The following is a 24,574-nucleotide window of genomic DNA, read 5'->3' on the forward strand; positions in this document are numbered from 1 at the left end:
GCCGACTTATGGCCGTCGCTTTGACGGCAATCGCAGCCGTTCCCTCTTATGGACATGCCGAGGACAGACTGCTGACAGAAGCGGTGCAGTTCAACGGCACGATCCTGTATCTCTCCACCGAGGTGCCTGGCCTGATCTTCGGCGCCGTGCGCAACGGCGAGACGGCCTTGGCCGGTTTCGGCAAGATTGCCGACGGGAGTGAAAAAGTGCCGGACGGCGACACAATGTTCCGCATCGCGTCCGTGAGCAAAGTGTTCTGCGGCAGCGTGCTTTCCTCGCTGGCGATCGACGGCAAGGTACAGCTCACCGACCGGCTGCAGGATCGCCTTGGCTGGGACGTCACGCTCCCTGAGAAGGATGGCCGCGCCCTCCGCCTGATCGATCTCGTCGCGCAAGCTTCCGGCCTTCCGCGGGAGGTGCCAGTGGCCGAGGCGCCCCCCTCCGACCCCTTCTCGACGAACACCAAAGAGGCGCAGATTGCCGCCCTCAAGGACAATCCGCTGCTATTCGCGCCGGGCACCGCCGTTCTCTATTCGAACTTCGGATACGACCTCCTCGGGGCGGCGCTCGCGAATGTCTCTGGAAAGCCCTATGCCGAGGTCCTGCGGGAGCGTGTCCTCGATCCACTCGGCATGAAAGACACGGTTTTCAACCCAAGACCGGCGGACGAGCCGCGCCTGATGCAGGGCCATAACTTCGGCGGCAGCCCCCTGCCCATCGTGCCGACGAGCACAGCCATGGAGTGCGCCGGTGGATTGTACTCGACCGCGGACGATCTGCTGCGCTGGATGAACTGGCATGTGGACAACAAGCCTTCCGCGGCCGACGCCGAGTTGCGGCTTTTGAACCACGCGGCTTTTTTGTACCGGGACGGGCTCGCGTCGGTGGTGGGGCTGGATGACGGCGGCCCGATGGACGCCATGGGTCTCGGATGGGTCATCATGCTCCCCAACGAGCATCGCCCGCTCATCCTCCAGAAGAGCGGCGGCCTGCAAGGGATGTTTCTCTATGTTGCGATTGCACCGACACGCGGCGTCGGCGCTTTCTTCGTCATGAACGAATTCAATGCCGCCGGCTTCATGGCTGGGGTCAAGACGACGAACGATCTCGTCGCAGAGATCGCTCCACGCTGATTTTCGCGCTGCTTCATGGCGCGGCCCCCTCCGGCTTTGGGCCGGTATAGCGGAGTATCCAGAGGCCCTGGTTCTTGTCGCTGATGTAGATGAAGCCGCGACGATCCACGACGACATCCTCGGTCTGCAGCACCAGCTTATCCTCAGGCATTGGCCCGTAGCGCCGGGTGGGTTCCGGTGGAATGAAATAGCCGACCTCACGCGGGAGCCGTGTGTTCGAAACGTCGTAAATTCTGAGCCCGGCGTTGAAATGCGCGATGTAGAACAAATCGCCCTGTTTCTCGACGTCGGGATGATGTTGGTGGTGGTTGATGTTGTGCGGCCCGCGCCAGCCGCCGCGCGTGGTGAAGTCCGAATAGGGAGCGCCTTCGGGCGGCACGGGCTCCGGCAACAGCGACAGCAAGAACGGTTCGGCAGGATCGGAAATATCGACGATCGACGCGTGATGCATAGGGCCGCGTCCATAAGTGACGTTCTCCGAATTGGCGAAGGCGATGCCCCGTTCGGGTATCGGCAGCACGCCGTGCACACCGAAACGGGAATGGAAGGGCGGACTGAAGCTCAGGCTGCTGATCTGCTTCGGCTGCGAGACGTCACTGATGTCGAGCACGATGATCCCAGCCGCACCATAAGGCAGATAGACAAGATCGCCGACGACGTAGGGCGGGCCATGCAGCGATATGTCCTCGCCCGTGCTGGCGCAGAAGGCGCCGCACATGCATTGCGGCCGCAGTCGTAGCCGGTAGCGGTCCGACGCCTCCTGTGATCCTGCTACGGCTTCGGCCGATGGGAAGCTCTCCCCGCCGGCCTCGTGCTGGCCCGGCACCCACCAGCGTCTGGCCTCGCGTGGATTGGAGCGGTCCGAGATATCGAGAATGACGTAGATGTTACCCTTGTAACCGGGCATGCCGGCGGCAAGATGAACATAACGCCCGCCGGGATAGAGGTTGCGGTGCGTGCCGTTGCCTCCGGTCCGGTAATGACCGAGTTGTTTCGGATTGACGGGATCAGCGATATCCCAGATCAGGACCCCTTCGCCAAAAGCCGCGTCGGGGTCACCGCCGAAATTCGCGAAAGGTTTTTCGAGGGCCGTCACCATCGTGTCGCCGGACAAATCGATCTGCAGCGTCCAGGTGTTCGTGCCCGGATAGGGCACGAACTTGACGACCTCAGGCTTCGCCGGATTGGTCACGTCGACGATGCTCCAGCCAGAGTGCCAGAAGTGTCCGGTATAAAGATACCAGCGCTCGCCGACGTGCCGGATCGCCATCTTGAAGGCAGGGCGATGATCGAGATCGGTATAGCCGATTGCTTCGACATGATGGGCGAAGGCGCCAGGGGGCGCCGGCGAGGCAGCAGGAACTGGCTGTGCAAGCGCCTCACAGACAAGACCGGATTGAGATGCGGTGGCAATCGCCGCACCAACAAGTGGAACCTTCAACATCTGGCGGCGGGAAATCTCGGCATTCCTCAAGAGCACATCTCCCAGATTTGTGACTGTCTAAGCTTTGCGATTTTCAATATTTTCTGTCCAATATTGATTGGAGAGCGATTAATTCGATTCTGGAAATTAAGAGATGGATCACAAGCTGATGCAGTCCTTCGTGGCTGTCGCCGAAGAGTTGCATTTCGGGCGCGCCGCAGCGCGCCTGCATATCTCCCAACCCCCTCTCACCAAGCAGATCCAGCAACTGGAACAGGTGATAGGCGTGCGCCTGCTGGAGCGCACAAAACGCAAGGTCGAACTGACCGAGGCCGGCCGGGTGTTTCTCGATGAGGCGAGAGCAGTCCTTCATCAGACAGGGCAAGCCGTCGAGCTTGCCCGCAAAGCCGGTCGCGGCGAAACCGGCCATCTGTCAGTCGGATTTATCGATGCCGCCATCTACAGCGTGGTGCCAGCTGTCGTTCAGCGGTTCACCGAACACTATCCCGAGGTCGAGTTGAGCCTGACCGATCTGCGCATTCCCAATCAGATAAAACTGGTAGCCGAACGGCAGCTCGACATTGGCTTTGTCCATCCTCCCGTCGTTCACAAGGCTCTTCGAGCCGAAAGCATATTGGTTGAGCCACTGATCGTGGCCTTGCCGGAAACACATTGGTTAGCCTCAGAGACCGAGATCGCGCTGGCTGACTTGGCTCAGGAAGCGCTGATCCAGTTCCCGCGCAGCATCAATCCGTCCCTCTATGACGAGATTGTCGGGCTGTGCCGTTCATCCGGCTTCAGCCCGAGGATCGTGCGGGAAGCAACGCCCAAGCAAACGATCATCGGACTTGTATCCGTTGGGCTTGGCGTCTCGCTGCTGCCTGCCTGTCTCGAGAATCTGCAGCGATCCGGCGTGGTCTATCGACCTATTCGGGGCCGAAACCTGTCGATCGATACGTCTATCATCTATCGGCGCGAACAGCCTTCGCCTGTGCTAAAGGCATTCCTCGATATCGTGCGCGAGACGACAGGCATAGTTCCAGAACATTTTGCTAAACAGGCTGGCATGTGACGTGGGGCTTATCCATGACGCTGGCAAAGCGCTTCTCAGCTTTCGTTGTTTTTTGTTGCATAGGACTTTCTGCGCCCGAAAGCGGTTTCGGTCATCACCTGCCAATATAGGCGGCTAGTTCGTCCGGCGTTCCATTTGGGAAGGCTTGTTTTAGAAAGTCCAAGCACGCCGACACCCGCGCGCTGAGCAGCCGCCGAGATGGGTAGAGCGTCCAGAGAGCGATCTCGGGGCCGTCGATATCCCCCAATTTACCAGTGTGCCGTCAGCCAAGCCGTGGCTCACCAACGAAATGGGAAGACGTCTTGCACCGACGCCGGCTCGCACCGCATCCCGGACCATGATGAGCGTTGACAAAGCGAGGACCGGCTCGATTCTAATTGTTGACCGGCCACCGGGTGTCTTCACGTGCCATGTTTGCCGATCGCCTGCGCCGCGTCCAACGGCAGGAGCGGCGCGTCCACCGGTCGTGCGAGGAACATTCGGGCTCGCCACGACGACCAGGCGGTCGCGGAGAAACGCCCGCGCCTATGGCTCGCACTCGCTGCGCCGCGCCCGGCGGCTCTTGACCTATATCGAGGAGCAGGGGCTGATCGTGTGCCAGCTTGATGGGGTTGGCCGGCGGACGGTGACGCTGGTGGAATTGGCCTGGGCGACGGCACCGGGGGATCCCGGTGCCGCGGAGGTGGAGCAGGGGAGCTTGGCGGTGTGAGGCTGATGCGGTTTGGGCGAAAGCTGACGTGGCTCAACATCAGCAAAGCGCTAAAAGCCGCCCGGGTGGGTGGTCGATCAGAGTCTTCGCAATCTCTGTCGCCACGACATGCTCGAAAAATGCCCGCCCTTGGCGAACAGATCCCAGTCTGTCTTCGCGACCTGTCTTTAACGCAGGTGGCTCAATCGGCAATGTGGGTTTACATCGGCCGCCAAGTCCCTAGTTTTAGAGTTTCGCGCCGCGCACCTTAGTGCGTGAATGATCGAAAACGGGACCCGTGAACTCTGGCCGGTCCCTCAAAAACTCCCAAAGGATGACTGCCATGACACAGGCCAAGAATGGCGACACCGTGCGCATCAATTATACTGGACGTCTAGCCGACGGCACTCAATTCGATTCTTCCGGCAGCGAACCGCTGCAATTCAAGCTCGGTGAAGGGCAAGTGATCCCCGGCCTTGAGACCCATGTCGAGGGCATGGAGGTCGGCGCGAAAAGCACCGTCACCATTCCCGCCGACGCCGCTTATGGCCCCCACCGCCCCGAAGCGGTCATGACCGTCGACCGCGCCAGGGTGCCGGACAACATCAATGTCGATATCGGTACTCGATTGCAGGCCAGAACCACCGAAGGGCGCCCCATGCAGGTGACGGTCGTCGGCGTCGACGACGCCAGCGTCAAGCTCGACGGCAATCATCCGCTAGCCGGAAAGGATCTGGTGTTCGACGTTGAACTGGTCGAGATCGTTCAGGCGGCGTAGGTATCCATGCGGCCAAGGCCGTGGTGGCTATGATTTCGGGTGACGGACTTCCGCCGGAGGTTTCGGCGGTTTGTGCCACCTGCCGCTCTGCTTTCCGCGCTTAGGCGATCGCCAAAACCGTGCCGACATTCGTAAGGTTCGACACTGCATCTAATGCGACTTTCCGGCCGCTCAATGGATGTCAGCGGCCAGCCTTCGAATTTCTCGTTCCGGAATGCACAGGTAGCGCCACAAGCAGACGTTCCAATGATGCGTGTTGAACGGCTACATTTGGGCCGGAAGGGGACTGGCAGGTTCTGGAGAGCGAGGCCAAGAAGGCAGACTTACGCGGTAAGCCGCGCCGGGCATCCGGTGAATCACAGCTCCAGAGGCGTGTCTTGGAAGTATTTTCCGGGAGAGGCACCGAAGGCCGCCCGAAAAACCGCGATGAAGGCGCTGGGGCCTGAGTAGCCGAGTGCGAAAGCGATGTCGCCGACGCTTCGGCCACCGGCGAGCCACTCCACCGATTTCAGCAATTTCGCCTGCTGTCGCCAGGCGCGGAAACTCATCCCTGTCTCAGATTGGAAGTGACGCTGGAAGCTACGTGGGGACATGGCCGCACGTGACGCAAGCTCATCGAGGGGCCAATCTGCGCCCGGCTCATTCCGCATGTCTGCGGCGATGTCCCGGAGGCGTTCGGATGCCGGCAACGGGAGAGACAACGGTGCGACCGGACTCGTCTGGAGCTGGTCGAGAATGACTGCCACAAGTCGTTCGGCGCGGAGGCTGCCCGCGTCCGCGCGAGGTATTTCCAGAAACGCCAGGATTAGCTCGCGCAGGAGCCGCGTCGTACCGATCACGGAGACTTCCGGTGACAGGCTCGCCACCGCGTCGGGGCGGAAAAAGAGATAGCTGCGCTCCGTCTCCTGCAGGTAGGTCACCTCGTGGAGGACCCCGGACGGCACGAACACGGCGCGTTCGGGCGGGATGATGAAGTAACCCCGCTCGGTCTCCAGCCTCAGCGAACCCCGCACGATCTGGAAAAGCTGCGCCCGGTGGTGCGTATGAAAAGCGTAGGTCCGCCCGGCGGGCTCTGCTCCGCCCTGAGCGACAGCGGTATGCGGATAATCTCCGAACCCGTCTTCCGGCAAATGAACGTTGATCAGGTTGTCGCGGGCAATCATGGCGGCTCAGAGACATAATTTGTCAGACTGCCGATAACACGTCTGACGGCAATTCACTAGGTTGGCATTAACTCAGCACAACTTGGACGAAAGTCATGACACTGGAATTCCAAATAGCCGAAATCCCGGATCGCCTTGCCCGCGGCCTTCTGACGAAGCTACCAGCTTTGAGGTTCGGAGCCTCCGTCGTTGTGGGCTGGTGGCAACGGAGCGAGACCGAACACGCACTACACCGACTATCGGATCGTGATCTGGCGGACATAGGTATTGCGCGTCGCGATATTCGCGAGTTCGCTTGGACTGGCACCGTCGCAGCCAACGAGCGACGAAACAGATCACCGGCCGCGGCCATGGATGCGCTTGCCTGCGGGGAATCCCATGCCCCGAGCGGATGGGTGGAAGCTGATCCCTTTCGCGACGGCTCACGAATTAATGCGATGTCCACGAAGCCGCGGTCAACGCGATAGCGCCGCCGGTTTTGAAACAAGCGTTACCAGAGAGGCAGACAGAATGCATGATGACGGGCTTTTCGACGAGAAGATCGCTGCGACCTACGATGATGATAAAGGCATCTCTGCGCCAGAGGTGATTGAGCCGGCCGTTGATCTCCTGGCCGAGTTCGCAGGAGGCGGGCGCGCCTTGGAATTCGCGATCGGAACCGGACGCATCGCACTTCCTCTCGCGCGGAAAGGGGTGCAGGTGGAGGGCATCGAGCTTTCGAGGCCGATGGTGTCTCGCCTTCGCGCTAAAGAAGGAGGCGCGGAGATCTCGGTAGCGATCGGCGATATGGTAACGACGGATGTCGCGAGACGGTTCTCACTCGTCTATCTGGTTTTCAATACGATAAACAACCTGACATCGCAGGACGCTCAGCTCGCCTGCTTCCGGAACGCAGCCGCGCATCTCGAACCTGGTGGACACTTCCTGATTGAGGTCGGCGTGCCACCGCTTCAGCGGCTGCCGGTCGGCGAGACGATCCTGGCGTTCGACCACGGCGAAACGCATTGGGGCGTCGACGAGTACGACGTGGTGAACCAGAATTTCTCGTCCCATCACATCTGGCTCCGTGACGGAAGCTATGAGCGATTCTCAGTACCGTTTCGTTATGCCTGGCCAGCTGAATTCGATCTTATGGCGCGACTGGCTGGTTTAAGGCTCAAAGAGCGTTGGGGCGGCTGGAAAAAGGAGCTGTTCACGCAGGTCAGCGATAAACATGTCTCCGTCTGGCAGAAGGTTGAAGGTTAGGACGCGTGGAGCGAAGCGTCATCACCCTCGTCCGCAACGCGTCGATGGGAAGCCGGCCGCTTTCAACGCCATGCCGCTGCTTCCGTTCACACGCAGCAGGCAACGAGAGCATCTCCTGCATCTTGGCTTTATCGTTGGCGTGTCCGCTTTCAGGATCTGTTGAAGCCAGCCCAACGACCGACATAGGCGCAAAGCTTTCATGCACGGCTCCGTTTGCGAGAGTCTGCTTCGGTCAAAAGCAGCCCCGGCTTAAGCGCCTCCCCCTACCTATCCTCGATAATCCGCAAATAAGCCGCCGTCACGAACAACACGATCAGCCCGAACAGAATCCGCCGCGCGCCTTCGGGCATCTGCAAGATGGTCAGCAGCGTTGTCAGCACGGTGAGGATCAGCGCCCCGATGATCGTGCCGGTGTAGCCGCCGCGGCCGCCGAAGATAGAGGTTCCGCCGATCACGGCGGCTGCCACCGAAGGCAGCACCAGCGGCTCGGCGAGCGACAGCGACGGCGCCTTGATCAGGCCGATATAGAGCAGCCCGGTGATGCCTGCGAGCACGCTCGAGATGACGTAGAGCGCAGTGATGACCTGCCAGTAGCGGACGCCGGACAGGCGTGCCGCCCCTTCATTGTCGCCGACTGCGTACAGCAGGCGGCCAAAGCCGGTGCGGTTCAAGGTGAAGACGATGAGCCCGGCGATGGGCACGAACAGCAGCAGCGCATTGGGCACGCCATAGGTGAGGCCGGTGCCCAGCCAGGCCAGGAAGGGCGGAATCTTGGCGCCCGATGCGATGACGGTGCGCTGATAGACCTGCAGGCAGCCGGTGCCGATCAGGCTGGTGCCGAGCGTCATGATCAGCGGGTGCACGCGAAAGACGCCGACGCCGATGCCGTTGACCAGACCGATGAGCACCGCCGGCACCAATGCGATGAGGATCGCCACCGCAGGGTCATGATTGACGACCTGCGTCGCCATGATGAAGGCGCTCATCGTCGCCACGGTTCCGACCGACAGGTCGATGCCGCCGGTCAGCATGGTCATGGTCTGGCAGCCGGCAAGAATTGCCAGCGGGATGGCGAACTTGACCGTGTTGGCGAGCCAGCGCTCGTTGACGATGCCCGGGCGCAGGATCTGCAGGACCACCACCAGGATGATCAGCAAGATGATCAGCGGGATCAGCGGCCGGTCGGCCATGAAGCGCTTGAGGCGGCGGCCGAAGGGTACGGGTTGGATCGCTGATATGCTCATGAGATTGCTCGCGATTGGTTTTGCCCGAGGCCTGGAGAGGATGGCGCTCTACGGCGCCCCCCTCTGTCCTGCCGGACATCTCCCCCTCTTGGGGGGAGATTGGCAGCTTCACACTCGGCGCCCTTCTTGCACCTTCGGAGATTGGCGAAAACCGTAGCGACGGCCAATCTCCCCCCTGTTTGGACCGGGGACATCGCGAACAAGTGTGCGAGGACATCGCGAACAGTTTCCCATCTTATCGTTGGCTTGCGTTGAGGTCGATGGTTTGGATTTTCTGATGACGGAAGTAGGCGTCGAAGACGCCGTCGGTTTCGGTAGGGCGGAAGGCGACGGCCTTGCCGGCAAACGCCTTGCAGATCTTGACGGCGTGTCCGAACAGCGAAGTTGTGCCCTTCTGCTGGATTCTGCGGACCTGGTCGCCGGGCGCGTATTCGAATGGCTGGACGGCATCGGCGAAGTCGCGCGCCGAAGCCCGATAGCGGTCGAGCGGCACAGCGTCCGCAATGGCCTGGTGCGGCCGCTCGGCGTTGTAGATGTGACGCCAGGCATCGAAGGCGCGCTGTGCCGCCTGCAGGCTGTCGAAGGGCGGCCCCTGCAGCGCCTCGGCCTTGAGCGTGCGGTGGAAGCGCTCCTCCTTGCCCAGCGTCTGTGGGTGGCAGGGTCTGGAATGGCCGATCGTTATGCCGTTCTCGATCAGCCAGACGCCGAGCATGGTGAAGTTGTTGCGGCCGCCGTCGCCCCAGGGCGGGCCGTTGTCGGTGGCGATGCGCCACGGCAGGCCGTAGCGCCGGAAGGCGGCGATCAGGCGGGTTTTGACAGTTTCGGTGGTTTGGTCGGGGCAAGCTTCCAGCACCAGCGAGAAGCGCGAATGATCGTCGAGCACGGTCAACGGGTGCAGCCGCCCGGCGCGCAACGGCACATGGCCCTTGAAGTCCATCTGCCACAGGTCGTTGGGAGCGGCGTGCTCGAAGCGGATGAACGCTTTGGCGCCGCCACCCAGCGCACCCAACTCGACGCCGTTGCGGCGCAGGATGCCAGTCACCGTCGAGGCGGCCGGATTGCCCAGCCCCTGGCGCGCCAGCACCCGGGCGATCTTGCGCCCGCCCCAGGCCGGATGCGTCGTGCGCACCGAAAGCGCTGCCGCCTCGATCTCGTGTGCGCTGCGCGTCGGGCTCGACTGCGGCCGGCGCGAACGCTCCAAAAGCCCGGCCTCGCCAATAGCCCGCCAACGCGCGAGCAACTTGTAAGCGCATGTCCGGCCGATCCCGAAGCGTCGGCACAACGCGCTCATATTCGCTCCTTCCGCCGCAGCCAGCCGCACAAACTCCAGCTTCCGTTTCAGCACGCTCGTGTCCTCGAATGGCATCTCGAACCCCCCAGCGCAAAGCGCGCCAAACTGTTCGCGATGTCCTCGCACACCTGTTCGCGATGTCCCCGGTCCAAACACCCCCAAGAGGGGGAGATGTCCGGCAGGACAGAGGGGGGCGCGAAGGATCGCTACGCTCATGCCGATCTGCCAGCGTCACGGCATTGCTCATGATTGGCGGCTCCGCATAGTGATGAAGGCGCCGAACATCACCACGGCGACCATGATCGCGCCCTCGATGATTGCCGTGACGTTGGGATCGATGGCGAGCAGCGTCAGGTCGGTGCGCACCAGGCGCAGCACGAAGACGGCGACGATCGGGCCGAGCAGTCCGCCCTTGCCGCCGCCAAGTGCGACGCCGCCGAGCACCACCGCAGCCACGCTGGCAAGAAGATAGGGGCCGGGAATGGGGGCGCCGATGCCAGTGCTCATAGTCAGCGCCAGCCCGCCCATGGCGCCGAAAAGCCCCGACAGGGCGTAGGCGATGATCTTGGTGCGCGCGACGGGCACGCCGCTGCGAAATGCCGCCAGCTCGCTGCTGCCGATGGCGTAGATCGAGAGGCCGAGCTTCGAGCGCTTGAGCGGTATCCAGATGATGCAAAGGCAGACGACAAGCAGGACCAGCGCCTTCGGTATCCAGGCAGAGATCCCGGGCAGCCTCGGAATCGGGACGGTGCCGATGATGGTCGCCCTCAGCCATTCGGCCACCGCGCCGCCGGGCGCGCCGAGGACGAGCAGGGCCGCGCCCTGCAGAACGAAGAGGGTGGCCAGCGTGACGACGATATCGGGCACGCGGGTGACGACGATCAGCATGCCGTTGACGGCGCCGAGCACCAGGCCCATGGCCAGCACGAACGGCACGACGAAAAGCGCGTATTCCTCGCTGGCGCCGTCCATCATCGAGGCGGCGGTGACGCTGGTCAGCGCCATCATGGCGCCGACGGAAAGATCGATGCCGCCGGCGATGACGACAATTGTCTGGGCGGCCACGGCAAAGGCGTAAGGCAGCACCGCGCGCACCAGCGAGCCGAAATCGCCGCTGCCATAGCCCGGCTGGATCAGCCTGGTGATCACCAACAGGACCACGAACAGGACAAGCAGGCCGGCGACCCAGCCCTGGCGGCGGATAAGGCGGCTCACGGTTTCGCCACCGGGCTTGAATGGATATCGGCAAGGATGCCGACATCCTGCTTGGCGCCGCGCGGCAAGCCGTAAGCGGCGCGCATCAGTGCCGGCTCGTCGGCGAGCTCGACGGGGAAGACATCGACGACGCGCCCCCCAAAGATGACGATGACACGATCGCAGACACGCTGCACCTCCTCGAGCTCGGATGTATAGAACAGCACCGACTTGCCCTGGTCGGCGAGTTCGCGCAGCAGCTTGTAGATCTCCTGCTTGGTGCCGACATCGATGCCGCGCGTCGGGTCGAAGCAGAGGATGGTCTGTGCCTCAGCGGCGATCCAGCGGGCGATCGTCACCTTCTGCTGGTTGCCACCGGACAGGCGCTGCACCTCGCGCTGGGCGCGCGTGTCGATCTGCAGACGCTCGATCGCACTGACGACCCTGGAGCCTTCCTGCCGCATGTTGATCGGCCCCCAATTGCGCAAGGCGGCGCTGAACGGGAGCGCGATGTTTTCGCGCACCGAGCGCTGCATGGTCAAAGCTTCGGTGCGGTCGCCGGGCACATAGGCGATGCCGGCGCGGATCGCATCCGCCGGATGCGCGAACTTCACTGGCATCCCGTCCACTTCGATGGTGCCGCCGGACGGCCGGATGGAGCCGGCGAGGGCGGCGAAGAGCTCGTCCTGGCCTTGGCCTTCAAGCGCGACGACGCCCGCGACTTCGCCGTTTGCCAGGTCGAACGAGACGTCGTTGAGCTTGGTGCCGACACGAAGGTTCGCCACGCCGAGGCGCGGACGGCTATCCCTAGGCGAAGCGGCCTGGCTCGCCTGGCGCGCCGCCACGCGCGTTTTCTCGATCCTGGCGCCGAGCATCATCTCGACGATGCGCTCCTCGACGCCCGGCTCGATGTCGACGACGCCGACGGTCTCGCCGTCGCGCAGCACGGTGGCACGGTCGCAAAGTGCCGATATCTCGACAAAGCGGTGGGAAATGAAGATCACCGAACGGCCGCTGTCGCCTTGGCGGCGGACGACTTCGAGCACCTTTTCGGCAAGGTTAGCCGGCAGTGCCGCGGTCATCTCGTCGAGCAGCAAAACGTCGGGCTCGACGGCCAGCGCGCGCGCCAGATCGAGCACGCGCAGCACGGCCAGCGGGATGTCGCGCGCGATGTCGCGTATATCGAGGTCGGGAATGCCGAGCTCGCGCACCCAGGCGCGGAACGGCTCGACCGGCGTGCCGGTCAGGCGAAGATTGGAGGCGACGTCGAGATCGGGGATGAGCGATGGTTCCTGATAGACGGGAAGCAGGCCGGCGCGGCGCGCATCGGCGGGCGAGCGCACGTCGCGGGCTTCGCCGCGGATCAGGATATGCCCGGCATCGGCGCGGATGGCGCCGGTCAGGATTTTTACGAGCGTCGATTTGCCGGCGCCATTGGCGCCCATCAGGGCGTGAACCTCACCCGGCAGAATCGACAGCGACGCGTTGCGTAGCGCCACCACGGCGCCGTAGGTCTTCACGACGCCGGTGGCGTCCAGGAGGGGATTGGTGGTCAAAATCGCGTTGCTCTCGATTCAGAAACTCTCTTGCTGGCGCTCTACGGCGCCCCCTCTGTCCTGCCGGACATCTCCCCCTCAAGGGGGGAGATTGGCTGTCACCTCGGCTTTCGCCAATTTTAAACGGCGCAAGACGAGGGCTGACACCGCAACTGCCCAATCTCCCCCCTTGAGGGGGAGATGTCCGGCAGGACAGAGGGGGGCGCCGTAGAGCGCCAGTCTATCAAATCTTTGCGTAGCGAGGACGGCAGCCCGCCGTCCTCGCTACGCAATTCAAAGCAGCAACTACTCGCCCGGGCCCTTGCAGGCGATGATCTGGTCCTTGGTGTAGGTGGTCCAGTCCGGAATGGAGATCGAGACCGGCCATTCCGGGCTCAGCGACGGATCGGCCGCGCCCTTCAGCTTGGCCTTGCCCTCCTCGGTGGCATTCTCCCAGAGCTGCGGCTCGACCAGCACGGTCTGTTCCGCCGGCTTCTTGCCGTTCAGGATCTGGAGAGCCAGCGTCACGCCGGCGCCGCCGATCGAGCCGGGGTTGGTCACCGCCGCCCCGACAAGCCCTTCGACCGAGTTCAACTGGCCGACGAAGCCGGCATTGTCGGCGCCGACCACCGGCACCAGCGGCGTCTGCGACTCGACCAGCGCATCGACGATCACATTGTCGATGCCCGAGGTCCAGATGCCGTTGAACGGCGATCCGGTGGCGATGAAGTCGAGGATCTGCTGCTTGCCCTGATCCTGCTGCCAGCCGGTGAAGACCTCATGCACGACCTTCACGTCGGGGAATTCCGCAAGCGCCTTCTTGAAGCCCTTGTCGCGATCGCTGTCGGCCGAGGCGCCGGCGGCGCCGCGCATATAGACCACGTCGCCCTTGCCGCCCATCTGCTGGAACAGCCATTTGGCGCCGAGATAGGCGTATTGCTCCTGGTTGTTGGAGATGATGTAGGCCGAGGGCTCGGTGACCGCCTGGTCGACGGCGACGACGACGATGCCGGCCTTGGTGGCTTCCTCAAGGGCGGACTTGATGCCGGCTGGATCGGCCGGGTTGACGACGATGGCGTTGACCTTGGCGCTGATCAGGTTGCGGATGTCCTCGAGCTGACCGGCAGCGTCGGTGTTGCGGTGGGCGATGTTCAGCTTGGTCACCTCGCCGGAGGCGAGCGCCTGGGCCTTCATCGCGCAGATCATCTCCTCGCGCCAGCCATTGCCCTGCACGGTGTTGGAAATGCCGATCGTGTATTTGGCTTCAGCGGACGAGACGCCCACCGAAACCATGAAGGCCGCGCCGGCAAGCAGCGGGACTATGGTCAAAAGTTTTTTCATTTCAGTCTTCCTCCACAATGTTTTCAGTTTCAGGGCCTGATCCTGTCGACCTGAGACAGGATCAAAGCCAAGCTGTTTGCGCCGTCACTTCACGAAGGGGCGCAGCACGTCGCGGGCGAGTAGAAAACCCCGCTTGACCTTGTCGTCGCTCCCCTCAAACCGCCGGTCCTCGTGCTCGATGATAACAGGCCCGTCGTACCCTGCGCGATAGAGACCGGAGAAGATCACATTCCAGTCGACATCGCCGAGCCCCGGCATGCGCGGCACCTGCCAGCCTATGCCGGCCGAGAGGATGCCTCGCTCGTAAAGTCCATCAGGATCGATCATCAGGTCCTTGGCATGGACATGCAGCACGTACGGACCGAATTCTCTGATGAAGCGTGCCTGGTCGATCATCTGCCAGACCAGATGCGACGGGTCGAAGTTCATGCCGACATCGCCGCCCCAGGCTTCAAGGATGCGGCGCCAGATATAGGGCGAATAGGCGATGTTGTGCCCGCCCGGCCACTCGTCATAGCTGAAGATCATCGGGCAGTTTTCGAAGGCCAGCTTCACGCCATGGTCTCGCGCATGGGCTGTTATGGCGGGCCAGATCTTGAGCGCCTCTTGCCAGTTGGCGTCGATGGTTTTTGAAGCGTCACCGCCGCAGAAGGTGTTGACGACAGGCACGCCCATATGGCTCGCCAGCACGATCACCTTCTTCAGATGGTCGATGACGGTGTTGCGGTGGGCGGCATCGGGATGCAGCGGATTGGGGTAGAAACCGAGCCCCGAGATCGACAGCTTCTTCTCCGCCAACGAGGCGACGATCTCCTTGGCCTGCGCGGCTGACGTCGAAGCCGCATCGATATGGCTGGTGCCGGCATAGCGCCGGGCGCCGCCGGAGGATTTCGGCCAGCAGGCAATCTCCAGCGCCTCGAAGCCGGCAGAACTTGCCCAGTCGGAAACCTCGCCAAGCGAGGTGTCCGCAAACGGCGCGGTGAGCAGTCCGAGCTTCATATTGCCTCCCTTCCCCTTACTATGCCGATTGTGCGGGCCGCTTCAACCGGGCAACCTCGGGTTGTTCCAAACTTCGCCTGACGACTGCCATCGGGTTGTCTGAGAGCAGGCCGTCGAGGGCTGATGTGATAGCCCTGCGGAAATCGCCATTTGCGGCAAGCTCCGGATCGAAGATCGTGTCGATGGCGAGGATCGCGGCTGCCAAAGCCCTCGTGTCGGCGCCGACCGCGTCGGCAATGCGGGCGATTCTGTCGGCATAGGGATCGGACACCGGCCAGCGCTTGCCGAAGCGTGCCGAGGAGCGGATCAGATAGGCCATCCAGCCTGCGACCGGGACCGACAAGAGCGCGATGCTTTCGCCGCGCCGCAACCGGTCGCGGATCGGGTTGAGAAGCCGCTGCACGATCTTTTGCGAGCCGTCGGTGGCGATCTGGTGGTTGCGATGGCGGATCGCTGTATTGCGCAGACGAGCGAGGCTTTGCTCGACATAGGCCAGCGGCGAGACGCCGGGCATCGGCATCAAGGTCGGCAGCGTCTCGTCGATCAGCATGCGCCGGACGAAGGCGGCGAGCAGCGGGTCGGCGATGGCATCCGACGTGTGCTCCAGGCCCGCCGGCACTCCGAGATAGGCGAGCGTGGTCTGGGCGCCGTTGAGCACCCGCATCTTGAGGTGCTCGAACGGCGTGACATCGTCGACGAAGCGCGCCCCAACCAGGTCCCATCGCGGCACGCGGCCGGCGAATTTCTGCTCGATCACCCATTGCCGGAACGGCTCGCCGACGACGACAGCGGCATCGCGGTAGCCGAAATGCTGCTCCACGGTCTCGATATCGGCCTCAGAGGTCGCTGGCGCGATGCGGTCGACCATGGCCGAGGGAAAGGCGACGTTGGCCGCGATCCAGTCCGACAGGCCATTGCCGCGCCGGCTGGCCAAAGCCTGCACGACGTTCTCCAGGATGATGCCGTTGGTCGGGATGTTGTCGCAGGAGAGCAGCGTCACCGGACGGCTGTGCGAGGCCATGCGCAATTCAAGCGCCCGCGCCAGAATGCCCGGCACGCTTCGCGGTTCCAGTGGATTGGCGAGATCGTGGACGACGTCCGGGTGCGCCAGATCCAACGCGCCGCTGGACGGGATGTGGCAGTAGCCTTTCTCCGTGACGGTCAGCGTGACCATGTCGATGTCGGCGGAAGCCAGCACGCCGAGCGCTGGTGCCGCACTGTCCTGGCTGTCAACGACCGAGACAATGCTGCCGATGATTCGCGCCTCGATTTGGCTGTCCTGCCGGATGAGGCGCGTGTAGAGCCCGCCCTGCCTGCCCAACGTTTCCGACAAGTATGGTGCGCGGATGTTGATGCCGACCACGCCCCAGCGATCGAAACGGCGCGAAAGAAGATCGTCGGTGTATTCCGCCTGGTGGCAGCGGTGGAAGGCGCCGACACCGATATGAGCCATCCCCGGGACAAGTGCGGCCCGATCATAGGATGGTTTTTGGACGGAGGAAGAAAGCCGGCTAATGAGTTCTGGGCCGAGCGTTTCGGGGGGCGTTGAAGTGCTCACCGGTTCGCCCCGACGACCCATTGCTCCTGGTCGATCAGGGCGCCGGTCATCGGCCCGGAGGCGTCGGAGAGCAGGAAGACGGCGAGGTTTGCCACTTCGTCGGCCGCCAGCAGGCGTCCGAAAGGTTGCGACGCGTTGGCCGCATCGATCCAGCCCGGGCCATGCCCCAGCGTCTGCGCCTGCATGATGCGTTCGGCCGGCGTGTCGGTCCAGCCGACATTGATGCCGTTGACGCGGATGCGGTCGAAACGGTGCGCATTGGCGGCGTTGCGGGTAAGCGTGGCGAGCGCGCCCTTGGTGGCGGAATAGATCGCCAGTTCGGGCGAGCCGCAATGCGCGTTGATTGACAGGATGTTGACGATCGCGCCGCCTTGACCTTGCTTGATCATCTGCGCGATGGCCGCCTGCATCAGGAAGAATGGCGCCCGCGCGTTGACGGCGAACAGCGCCGCCCAGTCGTCGAGGCCGGCATCGAGAAACGAGGCGCGGCTGGTCAGGCCGGCGGCGTTGACCAGCGCGTCGATGCGCCCGAAACGGGAAATGCACGCCTTCACCAGTTGCGCCGGCGCCTCGGGGTCCGCCAGATCGGCTGCGACGAAAGCGGTCGGCGTGCCTATCTCTGAAAGCGCTGCGGCGACTTCGGCGCCACGCACCGGCTCGCGGCCGGTGACCAGCAGGCCGCCGGCGCCTGAGTGCGCCAGCGTCTCGGCGATCGCCCGGCCAATGCCTTGCGTCGCACCGGTGACCAGCACCACCTTGTCGTCTAGCCGAAGCTCCATTCCTCCTCCCGGAATAAAGTTTCTATTTTTCTAGATATGGAACACCAATTCCCGATAGTCAATCGTATCCGTCTCAGGTCGTGCGGCGCGCGACAACACCGTGGACAAGGGCCATGCCGACGGCGAGCGAAGCGGCAAGCGAGCGGAAGCCGGCAAAGTCGGACTCAACCACTTCCAGCCATGTGTCCGACAGCTTGACCAGCGGACTGAACGTGCTGTCGGTGATGGTGACGATGCGCGCCTTTCGCTCATGGGCGACAGCGACAAGGTCCGGCGTGATCGAGTTATAGGGACTGAAGGAAACCGCCAGCACGGCGTCGCGCTTGCCGATGCAGCCGACCTGGTCAAGCGCGGTGGAACCGACATTATCGACCAGCACGTTGCGCACGCCCTGTTGCGACAGGGTGAGCGAGAGATAGGTGGTGACGGGAAAGGCGCGTTTGCTGCCGATCACATAGATCAAGTCGGCTGCCGCCAGCAGGTCGACCATGCGCTCGAAGCTGGCAATGTCGAAGTTATTGTCGATGCGGCCGAGCGAAGCCTGCGAGGCGCCGACCATGCCGTTGAGAAAATGCAGATTGGCGTTGGGCTCGGTGGCCGCCCGTTCCTGTCCGTCGCGCCCCCGTCCTTCGGGCCAGGAGCCTTTGACATGGTCCTTAAAGAGACCCTGGAAATCGGAAAATCCGGCATAGCCGAAGATCTGGGCAAAACGAACAAGCGTCGAGGGCTGCACGCCGGCCTGCTCGGCGACCTGCGCGATCGTGCCAAGCGCGACGTCGCTCGGATGCTGCCACAGGACGATGGCAACCTGGCGCAGGCGTTTTGGAAAATGGACGGTGCCGGACGACAATACGGCGCGCAGTTCTTCGTAGGTCTGCGGCTTGGTATAGCCGAGCGCGGCAAGCGAGCGGCCGCGCTTGCGGGTCGTGGTCACGTCGCTGCCACCAGTGCCAGCTTGGTCGGACGATCTGCGCGCTCCGCTCATGGCACAGGGAAGGCGGCGTCGAACAAGCTGTGTCTCGTCACCCGAACCGTCCTCCCAGGTCATGACAGGCTCCTAGGCTAGCGCGGCACGATCGTTTTACAAAATAAAAATTGGAAATCATGTTCGAAAACGGCGACGGAAATTTTATAGTCGCATTCCACATCTTCGGAACGGAGTTCTCGATCATGGTCTTTGCAATCGCTGACGGATCGACGCGCCAACGCTTGGCGGTCGGCCATGCGGCTCGACGACCAGATCACGCTGGTTGCCGCCGCATTGTTCTCGGACCCGAAAATGCCTGTTGGTGTTATTTCACTGCGGTGACCCTGCCCGCCGCATCGAGGTGACAGCCGATCCGCGCCCGCCGAACTTCGATGCCGCCTTGTCTTGCGTAGTCTATTCGCACCTCGATCGGCGCCGTGAGTGCGCCCCGACGTTGACGCAAGGCGCCTGCGCTTACCGCGTGGACACGGACGGCGCCAAGCGGCGTCGCAGCGGATATGATCGCCGCGCGGCAGGCTCGCACCACCGCAGCTGGCGTACCGGGTTTCGCTTTCAGTGGTCTCAAAGATCCAAAGGGATACCCCTTGGTGGAGTCACCCTCACCCGCTTTGGAAGGCCTGAGAGCGGGTGGCAGGGCGATCGATTGCTTGCCGGTCTTGGCAGAGGCAGTGGCTGCCGTGACTGCGGCCGGACTACCGGGAGCGGTACTCGTTCCGTTTTCGGCGGACGGATCGTCGCCCACGCCGACACCCGTCGAAGGGCTAACGCCTGCGTCGAGTGATCCTGCGCCGACCGAAGCTCCAATGTTTGCTCCACCCACACCTTCGACGCTCGTGCCCACCCCCACAGATGCGCCTTGCGAGCTGGCGCTCACTCCAGCACCGACCCCGAGGCCGCCGACGCTCGCGCCCACAGATGCGCCTTGCGAACCGGCGCCCACTCCAGCACCGACCCCGAGACCGCCGGCCTTACCGCCTAAACCTGCGTCAAGAGCCGAGGCAGGCCCGATTGCGATCCCGATCGTCAACATGGCTGCGACGTACTTTTTCATTGTCATACTCCCCTGCGGCATACATTTCGCTCACTAGTCTTCACTGGCGTAGGTCGAGCTTCACAGTGGTCGCGTCGGGAGCAATGCGGCGGGAAGAGCGATGGTTGCCGGCAGAACAGGATGTGGTGACTTTTTTGCCTTCACTTTCCGTTTTTTCGGCAAGCCCGGTTTACGGGCTGGTTGGGCGCCCGAACGCGATAGCGTACTTGCAAGTGGGGTACGTGATGTCGGCGCGCGCGCCAAAGCCGCAGTGCGACGCTTATCCTTGACGATGTCGATCGCCTCACGCGCGGCACTGAGGCTGCGGCCTAGACCGATAGCCCTTTCACGCTCTTTCTCCAGCACCGCACTCAACTCTGCCGAGATCTGCTTTGAAGCGTCGCGTTCCTTGCGAACAATATCGAGGTCGCGTGCAGCTGAATCTGCTCGTTCGCGTTCCAGTTCGAGTGCTTCCCCAGCTTGCTTTAGAGCGGTCTCGACCACCGATCGGTCTTTTATGGCGTTGGTCTTCTCGACCGCGGCCAGGTTTGCGCCTGTCTTAAGAGCGTCGATAGTTTGGCGAGCCGTGGTGAGTTCTTGTTCCAAGAGTTCAACCTTGTGCCTCTCCTCATCAAGCGCTTGCTTCGCAGCAACCTGAGAGGCTTCCATAGAGGGGTGCGCTCCGGCGGCCTTCTCGCGGTCCCAGAGAATGGCTTCGGCCCTAAAGTCTTCGATAACGCGCTGCGCCGTCTCCAGCGCTTCGTCTATTTGCTGCTGCTCTTTTAGGATTTGTGCTTGCTTAGCCGCCAGTGCGTGTGCATGGGCGCTTGCGTCACGTGCCTCGCGCTGCATGACGTCTAGCTCCGCGCGTGCTGCGGCCAATTCGCGGCGTAAAGCCATTTCATGCTCGCCGGGCGGCGTCTGCACACCCTCCTTGAGTTGCGCGGCGCTGGCAATGCTGACTCCCGCGGCGGCGATGACGGCAACCGCGACTGAACGAAATGTGGACGAAATCTTCATGGTGAGAGACTCTTCAAGATCGCCGCTTACCTAGCGAGACGGGCACATGTCAAAGTCCGGCTGATAGCCACCTTCGCGGTAAAGGTTCTCTGCGAAGTAGCTGCCTTTCGCCCTTTCCAGCACACCGGGTCCAAGATGGATTCCCCAAGCATCTGTAAAGACCTACTGCTGCCATCAGCGATGTTCCTTGTTTACCCCCCGGACAGGATGATCCCGTAGACGCCTGCGAATGTCGCCCTTCATTGTAATGAAGCGACGCGCCGCGCGCGGCCAGGTGCCCGGTGTCGTCGACGACGCCCTGGCGTGAAGTTCGTCGCGGCGGCCGTTGCCTCGAATTCCGCAAGTAGGGGCCTGGACGCCTGCTTTGTTCCCATGTGTGCCGAGCATGCAGGTCCCAGAACGGTCAATAAATACAGCCGCATCTACGGCCACACGGGATGCGGCCGATTCCACCGGTGAAGGAGTTCTGTGCAGTGGCCGACACTTGGCGTCGGTCAGCGCGCAGATCGATCCGGGGGCGCAAAATAGTTGCCATGAAAGCCAAAGGGGATGTGATGCGGGACTGAGGCCCGGGCGAGTTCGGCAAGCGTCGCGGCGTCTAGCACAAGCAGGAACGACCTGCCGGCGCCGACATCGAGCACGACGGACAGGAGGACGCCATCGTCTTCCTCTCCGCCCGCTGGCCGCGCCACAAAAACAGGCTCGCCAGCATAGCAGCCCGATTCGGCCCAGGTCGTCACGGTTGCCGGCGCAGCGACTGCAAGCTCGATCTTGGCTATGGTGTCGAGGAAACTGTCCGGTTCACTTTGCCCTGTTCCCCATACGCAGCGATACGGTCTGCCTGCGCGGCGGGAATAGTCGATGCGCGGCAACTCGATGCGCGTGTCGCAGAGCGGTTCCGGCTCGATCTCGATAGTCGCAGAAGGATTACCTTCGAGCGGAATGCGGTATCGCGCCAAGGTCGAGGTCGGGTTGACCCGCGCCCCGGCGCGCAGCCGGTCGAGGCGCAGCTCGTCGATGATCCTCGCATCGGGATAGGCAAGGAGGTCCACCAGCAGCGCGCCGTCCGCCTCGAAGGCATTGACGTGGTGAAAGCAGAAGCACGACGACGCCCTGGCACGGGCGGCGACAGCGCCGGTCGACTTATCGATCACTGTGAATACGGTGCCGAACTCCGGCTGCCAGCGATAGTTCGTGATGAAGGGCTTGCCGGAGAAGGCGAGCTTGAGCGGGTTCACCCGAAGCGGAAACTCCGTCAGCACAAGGTAGCGTTCCGACATGCCGAAGGAATGCATGTAGCTCGGCCGATCGACGGGCAATTCGGCCAGGACACGCTGCACGCCGCTCTCGTCGACGAAAAGGCGATACGTGCTGCGGCGCCCCATCTCAATGACGTAGGAGTAGCCGCGCTGGCCGTCACTGTGCGGATGCGCGGTCGAGATCTGCCCCTTGATCGCCCGACTGAATTGGAGCCGTCCGTGCGTTTTGAGCGTGTGCGGATCGAAGCGGATCGGCATCGGCGTCTCGGTCAGCGCCACGATCTCGCCGGCCAACACCGACACATTGACATTCGCATTGTCGGTCAGCTTCGGATTGAAGATCGCCATGACGCGGCCAAAGATCGTGCGGCACGGATCAGTCATGAATTCGCCGCGTGCGATGCGGCCCTTCTCCATCGCCTCGCAATAGGATTGCGAGCGGATGAAGCGGTTGGAATAGCGGACCGTGCCATCGCTGAAGTCGAAGGCGTGGAGCATGGCGAGCCCGTCGAACCAATGCGTATAGGCTTGCCGACCCACCTCGAATTTCGCAGGCCCGGTCCGGATCAGACTGCCGGTCAGCCATGCCGGCAATTCGCCTTCCACCTGCAACGGCAGTTGATCGACCTCCTGTTCGAGTGTGGTGAAGCCCAGTGCGTAACGGCCATCCGCTTCGGGCATTCCAGCCTCCTTCACTTCGCCTAGTGCCTCCGCCCTCCCTGCCGTTTAACGCGTCAGCGTCGCCGATGTTTCGCATCCGAGCCGTAGAGCCGGACCAACTTCCTGCCAAGTTCCTGACGCAGCGGGATCAATCAGCCTCGCCATGAATCAAGTCGCGGATTCGCTCCGTGATCGAAGCAGAATCGCTGTGATGCGGTTCGGCACGTCTCCTCAATCGTGGACCGTCGTCATCCGCCCTATGAAGCTGCCCCCATACCGGGCAAGGGATGACTGGCCGTGCGACCCGCAGCCCAGCCGAACGGAAACTGGTCGCTGGCGTCGAACTCAGATCGTTAGGATAGGTTCCGCAACCCGTGTGGCCAGCACTGCTGGCGACTATGCCGGCAATCCTCAAGCCCAGCGTTGGGAAACCGGAGGCCCGAGCAAGACCCGATCGCTACAAATGTCGGTGAACTAAGCGGCGGCGTAGCTACGCAGTCATCCAGGCGGCAACCATACGTTCAGTCCGGTGGCGCTACTGGTGGCTTGATGTCCGTCCGGTAGAACCAGCGTATCTTTACCTCTGCAACGTCAGCGGGACCAACGCTCACGCAATCCGATTTCCGGTTCCTGTACTCTGGAATTTCAAGCCAGACAGTGCAGCGATAGAATCGCGGATCATATGGGGGGTGATGCTTCGTATAGGAGATAACCACCGTGTTGACACCATCCAGCATCTCTTCGCGCAGTTGGTGACAATTCGAACGCCGAGCGTCATCAACGACCTTATACGCCCGGCCCCGCCAAGGCGCGTAAGGCGCCCTCCGCTGATATATCATGCCATTTTCGTAAACCGACTCGCTGTGGATCACGACGTGTCTATGGCTCTTGATCACGCGGCTCCACGTCGCCTGAAAAGCGGGCATCTTGGCGAGGGCTTCGTTAGCCGCAGCCATGGGGTAACATGCGCCTTCGATCTGCTGCTTGTTGCGCAAATCTGCATAAGACACGGAAGGCAAAGACGACGCCACACCGGCGGCAAGGGCGATGAATCGTGTCAAAATGTGCATCATCGTTGTAAAGCACGTCTCATCGAGCACCGCGAGATGGAATTGCAGGATGAATTCGTTCGCGCGGAAATTGGGCCGTCGACTGAGGGTGACGGTGTGTCTCCCGTCAGCGGTATGCAGCAAGTAAATACAGATCTTTAGATCGTTAGGATATCCCGCTGGTGGAGCTGAGGAGGATCGAACTCCTGACCTCGTCATTGCGAACGACGCGCTCTCCCAGCTGAGCTACAGCCCCGTCCAGCGGATGGGCGCATTTATCGGGCGCGGCGGTTTCCTGTCAAGACGGCGTTTTGCCCAAAAAAGTCGCGCGGCGAGCCATCGACGTGGCCTGCCGCGGACAGCGGCTCTTGCCGCTTTCGCCTGCAATGGCTACATGTCGGCAACAATCGGAGACCGGCATGATAGCCCTCATTCAGACCATTGTCCTGGCGCTTGACATTTATTGGTGGATCATCATCGCTTCGGCGATTTTCTCCTGGCTCTACGCTTTCAACGTCGTCAACTCGCGCAACCAGTTCGTCGATAGCGTCAGCAACATGCTCTTCCGGCTGACCGAGCCGGCGCTGCGGCCGATCCGCCGCTTCTTGCCCGACCTCGGCGGGATCGACATTTCGCCGATCATCCTGCTTCTGATCCTGTTCTTCCTCCGGCAGTTCCTGCTCACCACGGTGGCGCCGCTGGTCGTCTGACCAGTCATTCCATGACTGGGCCGTTTCGCTGGCGAAACGACGGCGTCGACCTGTTCGTCCGGCTGACACCGAAAGCGGCGATGGACAAGCTCGAAGGCATCGAGATTTCGGCAGACGGGCGAAGCCATCTGAAGGCTCGCGTCCGCGCCGTGCCGGAAAACGGCGCCGCCAATCAAGCGCTCGAACGGCTGGTCGCCAAGGCGCTGGGAGTGCCGCGATCGGCCGTTTCGGTCGTCGCCGGCGGCACGGCCCGGCTGAAGACGCTGCGTATCCTCGGCGATCCGACTGCGCTGGCGAAAGGCATCGAGGCGCTCGGCAGCGCTTGAACTGGCTTGAACGACGCTGAAGCCATCAAAACGACGCTGCCAGACAATGCTGGATAGATGGGCTAGTTCCGCGACGCATCCCTCTTTTC

General features: G+C 62.5%; 22 protein-coding genes, 1 tRNA gene and 2 pseudogenes. 8 read left to right on the forward strand and 17 right to left on the reverse strand.

Translation table 11 applies throughout. The features are described 5' to 3' along the window. Positions 1-8 precede the first annotated feature (8 nt). On the forward strand, positions 9-1,133 hold the full coding sequence (gene ampH, locus EJ075_RS11525) for a D-alanyl-D-alanine-carboxypeptidase/endopeptidase AmpH (protein WP_245458142.1): 1,125 nt from the start codon (positions 9-11) through the stop codon (positions 1,131-1,133). Between the two features lie 13 nt (positions 1,134-1,146). Here the strand turns inward: ampH and EJ075_RS11530 are convergent, their stop codons facing one another. Then, positions 1,147-2,607: a hypothetical protein gene (locus EJ075_RS11530; RefSeq protein WP_206437543.1), complete on the reverse strand. Its 1,461-nt coding sequence runs from the start codon at positions 2,605-2,607 to the stop codon at positions 1,147-1,149. A 103-nt stretch (positions 2,608-2,710) separates the two neighbouring features. Between EJ075_RS11530 and EJ075_RS11535 the strand changes: the two genes are divergently transcribed. Continuing rightward, a complete protein-coding gene (locus EJ075_RS11535) occupies positions 2,711-3,628 on the forward strand; it encodes a LysR family transcriptional regulator (RefSeq protein WP_126104426.1) in 918 nt (305 codons plus the stop codon). A gap of 94 nt (positions 3,629-3,722) precedes the next feature. Here EJ075_RS11535 and EJ075_RS11540 read toward each other — a convergent pair. Next, positions 3,723-4,150 (reverse strand): annotated as a pseudogene (locus EJ075_RS11540) (LysR substrate-binding domain-containing protein); the annotation flags it as partial. Here EJ075_RS11540 and EJ075_RS11545 point away from each other — a divergent pair. Together EJ075_RS11545 and EJ075_RS11550 are read left to right on the forward strand one after the other, a co-directional pair. After that, positions 4,146-4,337, forward strand: a pseudogene (locus EJ075_RS11545) (ATP-binding protein); the annotation flags it as partial. The pseudogenes EJ075_RS11540 and EJ075_RS11545 overlap by 5 nt on opposite strands. 322 nt (positions 4,338-4,659) lie before the next feature. Beyond that, positions 4,660-5,094 carry a peptidylprolyl isomerase gene (locus EJ075_RS11550; RefSeq protein WP_126104427.1) on the forward strand — a complete coding sequence of 145 codons (435 nt, stop codon included), beginning with the start codon at positions 4,660-4,662 and terminating at the stop codon, positions 5,092-5,094. Positions 5,095-5,450: 356 nt separating this feature from the next. On the opposite strand, the gene EJ075_RS11555 is transcribed toward EJ075_RS11550, so the two are convergent. Then, the gene (locus EJ075_RS11555) at positions 5,451-6,257 is read right to left on the reverse strand and encodes a helix-turn-helix transcriptional regulator (protein ID WP_126104428.1); all 807 of its coding nucleotides are present in this window, start codon (positions 6,255-6,257) and stop codon (positions 5,451-5,453) included. 95 nt (positions 6,258-6,352) lie between these two features. On the opposite strand from EJ075_RS11555, the gene EJ075_RS11560 reads away from it, so the two are divergent. Next, positions 6,353-6,724 carry a DUF1127 domain-containing protein gene (locus EJ075_RS11560; RefSeq protein ID WP_126104429.1) on the forward strand — a complete coding sequence of 124 codons (372 nt, stop codon included), beginning with the start codon at positions 6,353-6,355 and terminating at the stop codon, positions 6,722-6,724. 43 nt (positions 6,725-6,767) lie between these two features. Continuing rightward, on the forward strand, positions 6,768-7,502 hold the full coding sequence (locus EJ075_RS11565) for a class I SAM-dependent methyltransferase (RefSeq protein ID WP_126104430.1): 735 nt from the start codon (positions 6,768-6,770) through the stop codon (positions 7,500-7,502). A gap of 263 nt (positions 7,503-7,765) precedes the next feature. Here the strand turns inward: EJ075_RS11565 and EJ075_RS11570 are convergent, their stop codons facing one another. The 14 genes from EJ075_RS11570 to EJ075_RS11640 form a co-directional block, all read right to left on the reverse strand. Continuing rightward, positions 7,766-8,746, reverse strand: coding sequence for an ABC transporter permease (locus tag EJ075_RS11570; RefSeq protein WP_126104431.1), 981 nt, complete (start codon positions 8,744-8,746; stop codon positions 7,766-7,768). Positions 8,747-8,981: 235 nt separating this feature from the next. Next, positions 8,982-10,112 carry an IS481 family transposase gene (locus tag EJ075_RS11575; protein ID WP_126104210.1) on the reverse strand — a complete coding sequence of 377 codons (1,131 nt, stop codon included), beginning with the start codon at positions 10,110-10,112 and terminating at the stop codon, positions 8,982-8,984. 168 nt (positions 10,113-10,280) lie between these two features. Next, complete coding sequence (locus EJ075_RS11580) at positions 10,281-11,252, reverse strand: ABC transporter permease (RefSeq protein WP_126104432.1); 972 nt, start codon at positions 11,250-11,252, stop codon at positions 10,281-10,283. Next, positions 11,249-12,787: a sugar ABC transporter ATP-binding protein gene (locus tag EJ075_RS11585; RefSeq protein ID WP_126104433.1), complete on the reverse strand. Its 1,539-nt coding sequence runs from the start codon at positions 12,785-12,787 to the stop codon at positions 11,249-11,251. The genes EJ075_RS11580 and EJ075_RS11585 overlap by 4 nt, the downstream gene beginning before the upstream one ends. Before the next feature lie 285 nt (positions 12,788-13,072). Next, a complete protein-coding gene (locus tag EJ075_RS11595; protein WP_126104434.1) occupies positions 13,073-14,107 on the reverse strand; it encodes an ABC transporter substrate-binding protein in 1,035 nt (344 codons plus the stop codon). A gap of 84 nt (positions 14,108-14,191) precedes the next feature. Next, complete coding sequence (locus tag EJ075_RS11600; protein ID WP_126104435.1) at positions 14,192-15,106, reverse strand: sugar phosphate isomerase/epimerase; 915 nt, start codon at positions 15,104-15,106, stop codon at positions 14,192-14,194. 19 nt (positions 15,107-15,125) lie between these two features. Next, positions 15,126-16,685: a mannitol dehydrogenase family protein gene (locus EJ075_RS11605; RefSeq protein WP_126104436.1), complete on the reverse strand. Its 1,560-nt coding sequence runs from the start codon at positions 16,683-16,685 to the stop codon at positions 15,126-15,128. Further along, entirely contained in the window at positions 16,661-17,443 is a 783-nt protein-coding gene (locus EJ075_RS11610; RefSeq protein WP_126104437.1) for an SDR family oxidoreductase, read from the reverse strand. The genes EJ075_RS11605 and EJ075_RS11610 overlap by 25 nt, the downstream gene beginning before the upstream one ends. 73 nt (positions 17,444-17,516) lie before the next feature. Then, a complete protein-coding gene (locus tag EJ075_RS11615; RefSeq protein WP_126107317.1) occupies positions 17,517-18,428 on the reverse strand; it encodes a MurR/RpiR family transcriptional regulator in 912 nt (303 codons plus the stop codon). 307 nt (positions 18,429-18,735) lie between these two features. Continuing rightward, positions 18,736-19,482, reverse strand: coding sequence for a hypothetical protein (locus EJ075_RS33520; protein ID WP_126104438.1), 747 nt, complete (start codon positions 19,480-19,482; stop codon positions 18,736-18,738). Positions 19,483-19,542: 60 nt separating this feature from the next. Further along, positions 19,543-20,481, reverse strand: coding sequence for a hypothetical protein (locus EJ075_RS11625; protein WP_126104439.1), 939 nt, complete (start codon positions 20,479-20,481; stop codon positions 19,543-19,545). Between the two features lie 494 nt (positions 20,482-20,975). Continuing rightward, on the reverse strand, positions 20,976-22,421 hold the full coding sequence (locus tag EJ075_RS11630; RefSeq protein ID WP_126104440.1) for a carotenoid oxygenase family protein: 1,446 nt from the start codon (positions 22,419-22,421) through the stop codon (positions 20,976-20,978). A 500-nt stretch (positions 22,422-22,921) separates the two neighbouring features. Then, positions 22,922-23,593 (reverse strand): hypothetical protein, encoded by a 672-nt coding sequence (locus tag EJ075_RS11635; RefSeq protein WP_126104441.1) that lies wholly within the window; start codon positions 23,591-23,593, stop codon positions 22,922-22,924. A gap of 36 nt (positions 23,594-23,629) precedes the next feature. Next, positions 23,630-23,705 (reverse strand) — tRNA-Ala (locus tag EJ075_RS11640). A 163-nt stretch (positions 23,706-23,868) separates the two neighbouring features. Between EJ075_RS11640 and EJ075_RS11645 the strand changes: the two genes are divergently transcribed. After that, a complete protein-coding gene (locus EJ075_RS11645) occupies positions 23,869-24,159 on the forward strand; it encodes a YggT family protein (RefSeq protein WP_023800489.1) in 291 nt (96 codons plus the stop codon). Between the two features lie 11 nt (positions 24,160-24,170). Beyond that, on the forward strand, positions 24,171-24,485 hold the full coding sequence (locus EJ075_RS11650) for a DUF167 family protein (protein ID WP_126104442.1): 315 nt from the start codon (positions 24,171-24,173) through the stop codon (positions 24,483-24,485). Positions 24,486-24,574 lie beyond the last annotated feature (89 nt).

The organism is Mesorhizobium sp. M6A.T.Cr.TU.016.01.1.1 (genome assembly GCF_003952585.1).
GTDB classification, from domain to species: Bacteria; Pseudomonadota; Alphaproteobacteria; order Rhizobiales; family Rhizobiaceae; genus Mesorhizobium; species Mesorhizobium mediterraneum.

Excerpts from the sequence above, each read along its gene's own strand:
- ampH (WP_245458142.1), top strand. The coding sequence starts at position 9 with ATGGCCGTCGCTTTGACGGCAATCGCAGCCGTTCCCTCTTATGGACAT.
- EJ075_RS11535 (WP_126104426.1), top strand. The coding sequence starts at position 2,711 with ATGGATCACAAGCTGATGCAGTCCTTCGTGGCTGTCGCCGAAGAGTTG.
- EJ075_RS11550 (WP_126104427.1), top strand. The coding sequence starts at position 4,660 with ATGACACAGGCCAAGAATGGCGACACCGTGCGCATCAATTATACTGGA.
- EJ075_RS11555 (WP_126104428.1), bottom strand. The coding sequence starts at position 6,257 with ATGATTGCCCGCGACAACCTGATCAACGTTCATTTGCCGGAAGACGGG.
- EJ075_RS11560 (WP_126104429.1), top strand. The coding sequence starts at position 6,353 with ATGACACTGGAATTCCAAATAGCCGAAATCCCGGATCGCCTTGCCCGC.
- EJ075_RS11565 (WP_126104430.1), top strand. The coding sequence starts at position 6,768 with ATGCATGATGACGGGCTTTTCGACGAGAAGATCGCTGCGACCTACGAT.
- EJ075_RS11570 (WP_126104431.1), bottom strand. The coding sequence starts at position 8,746 with ATGAGCATATCAGCGATCCAACCCGTACCCTTCGGCCGCCGCCTCAAG.
- EJ075_RS11575 (WP_126104210.1), bottom strand. The coding sequence starts at position 10,112 with ATGCCATTCGAGGACACGAGCGTGCTGAAACGGAAGCTGGAGTTTGTG.
- EJ075_RS11595 (WP_126104434.1), bottom strand. The coding sequence starts at position 14,107 with ATGAAAAAACTTTTGACCATAGTCCCGCTGCTTGCCGGCGCGGCCTTC.
- EJ075_RS11600 (WP_126104435.1), bottom strand. The coding sequence starts at position 15,106 with ATGAAGCTCGGACTGCTCACCGCGCCGTTTGCGGACACCTCGCTTGGC.
- EJ075_RS11605 (WP_126104436.1), bottom strand. The coding sequence starts at position 16,685 with ATGGGTCGTCGGGGCGAACCGGTGAGCACTTCAACGCCCCCCGAAACG.
- EJ075_RS11610 (WP_126104437.1), bottom strand. The coding sequence starts at position 17,443 with ATGGAGCTTCGGCTAGACGACAAGGTGGTGCTGGTCACCGGTGCGACG.
- EJ075_RS11615 (WP_126107317.1), bottom strand. The coding sequence starts at position 18,428 with ATGAGCGGAGCGCGCAGATCGTCCGACCAAGCTGGCACTGGTGGCAGC.
- EJ075_RS33520 (WP_126104438.1), bottom strand. The coding sequence starts at position 19,482 with ATGAAAAAGTACGTCGCAGCCATGTTGACGATCGGGATCGCAATCGGG.
- EJ075_RS11625 (WP_126104439.1), bottom strand. The coding sequence starts at position 20,481 with ATGAAGATTTCGTCCACATTTCGTTCAGTCGCGGTTGCCGTCATCGCC.
- EJ075_RS11630 (WP_126104440.1), bottom strand. The coding sequence starts at position 22,421 with ATGCCCGAAGCGGATGGCCGTTACGCACTGGGCTTCACCACACTCGAA.
- EJ075_RS11645 (WP_023800489.1), top strand. The coding sequence starts at position 23,869 with ATGATAGCCCTCATTCAGACCATTGTCCTGGCGCTTGACATTTATTGG.
- EJ075_RS11650 (WP_126104442.1), top strand. The coding sequence starts at position 24,171 with ATGACTGGGCCGTTTCGCTGGCGAAACGACGGCGTCGACCTGTTCGTC.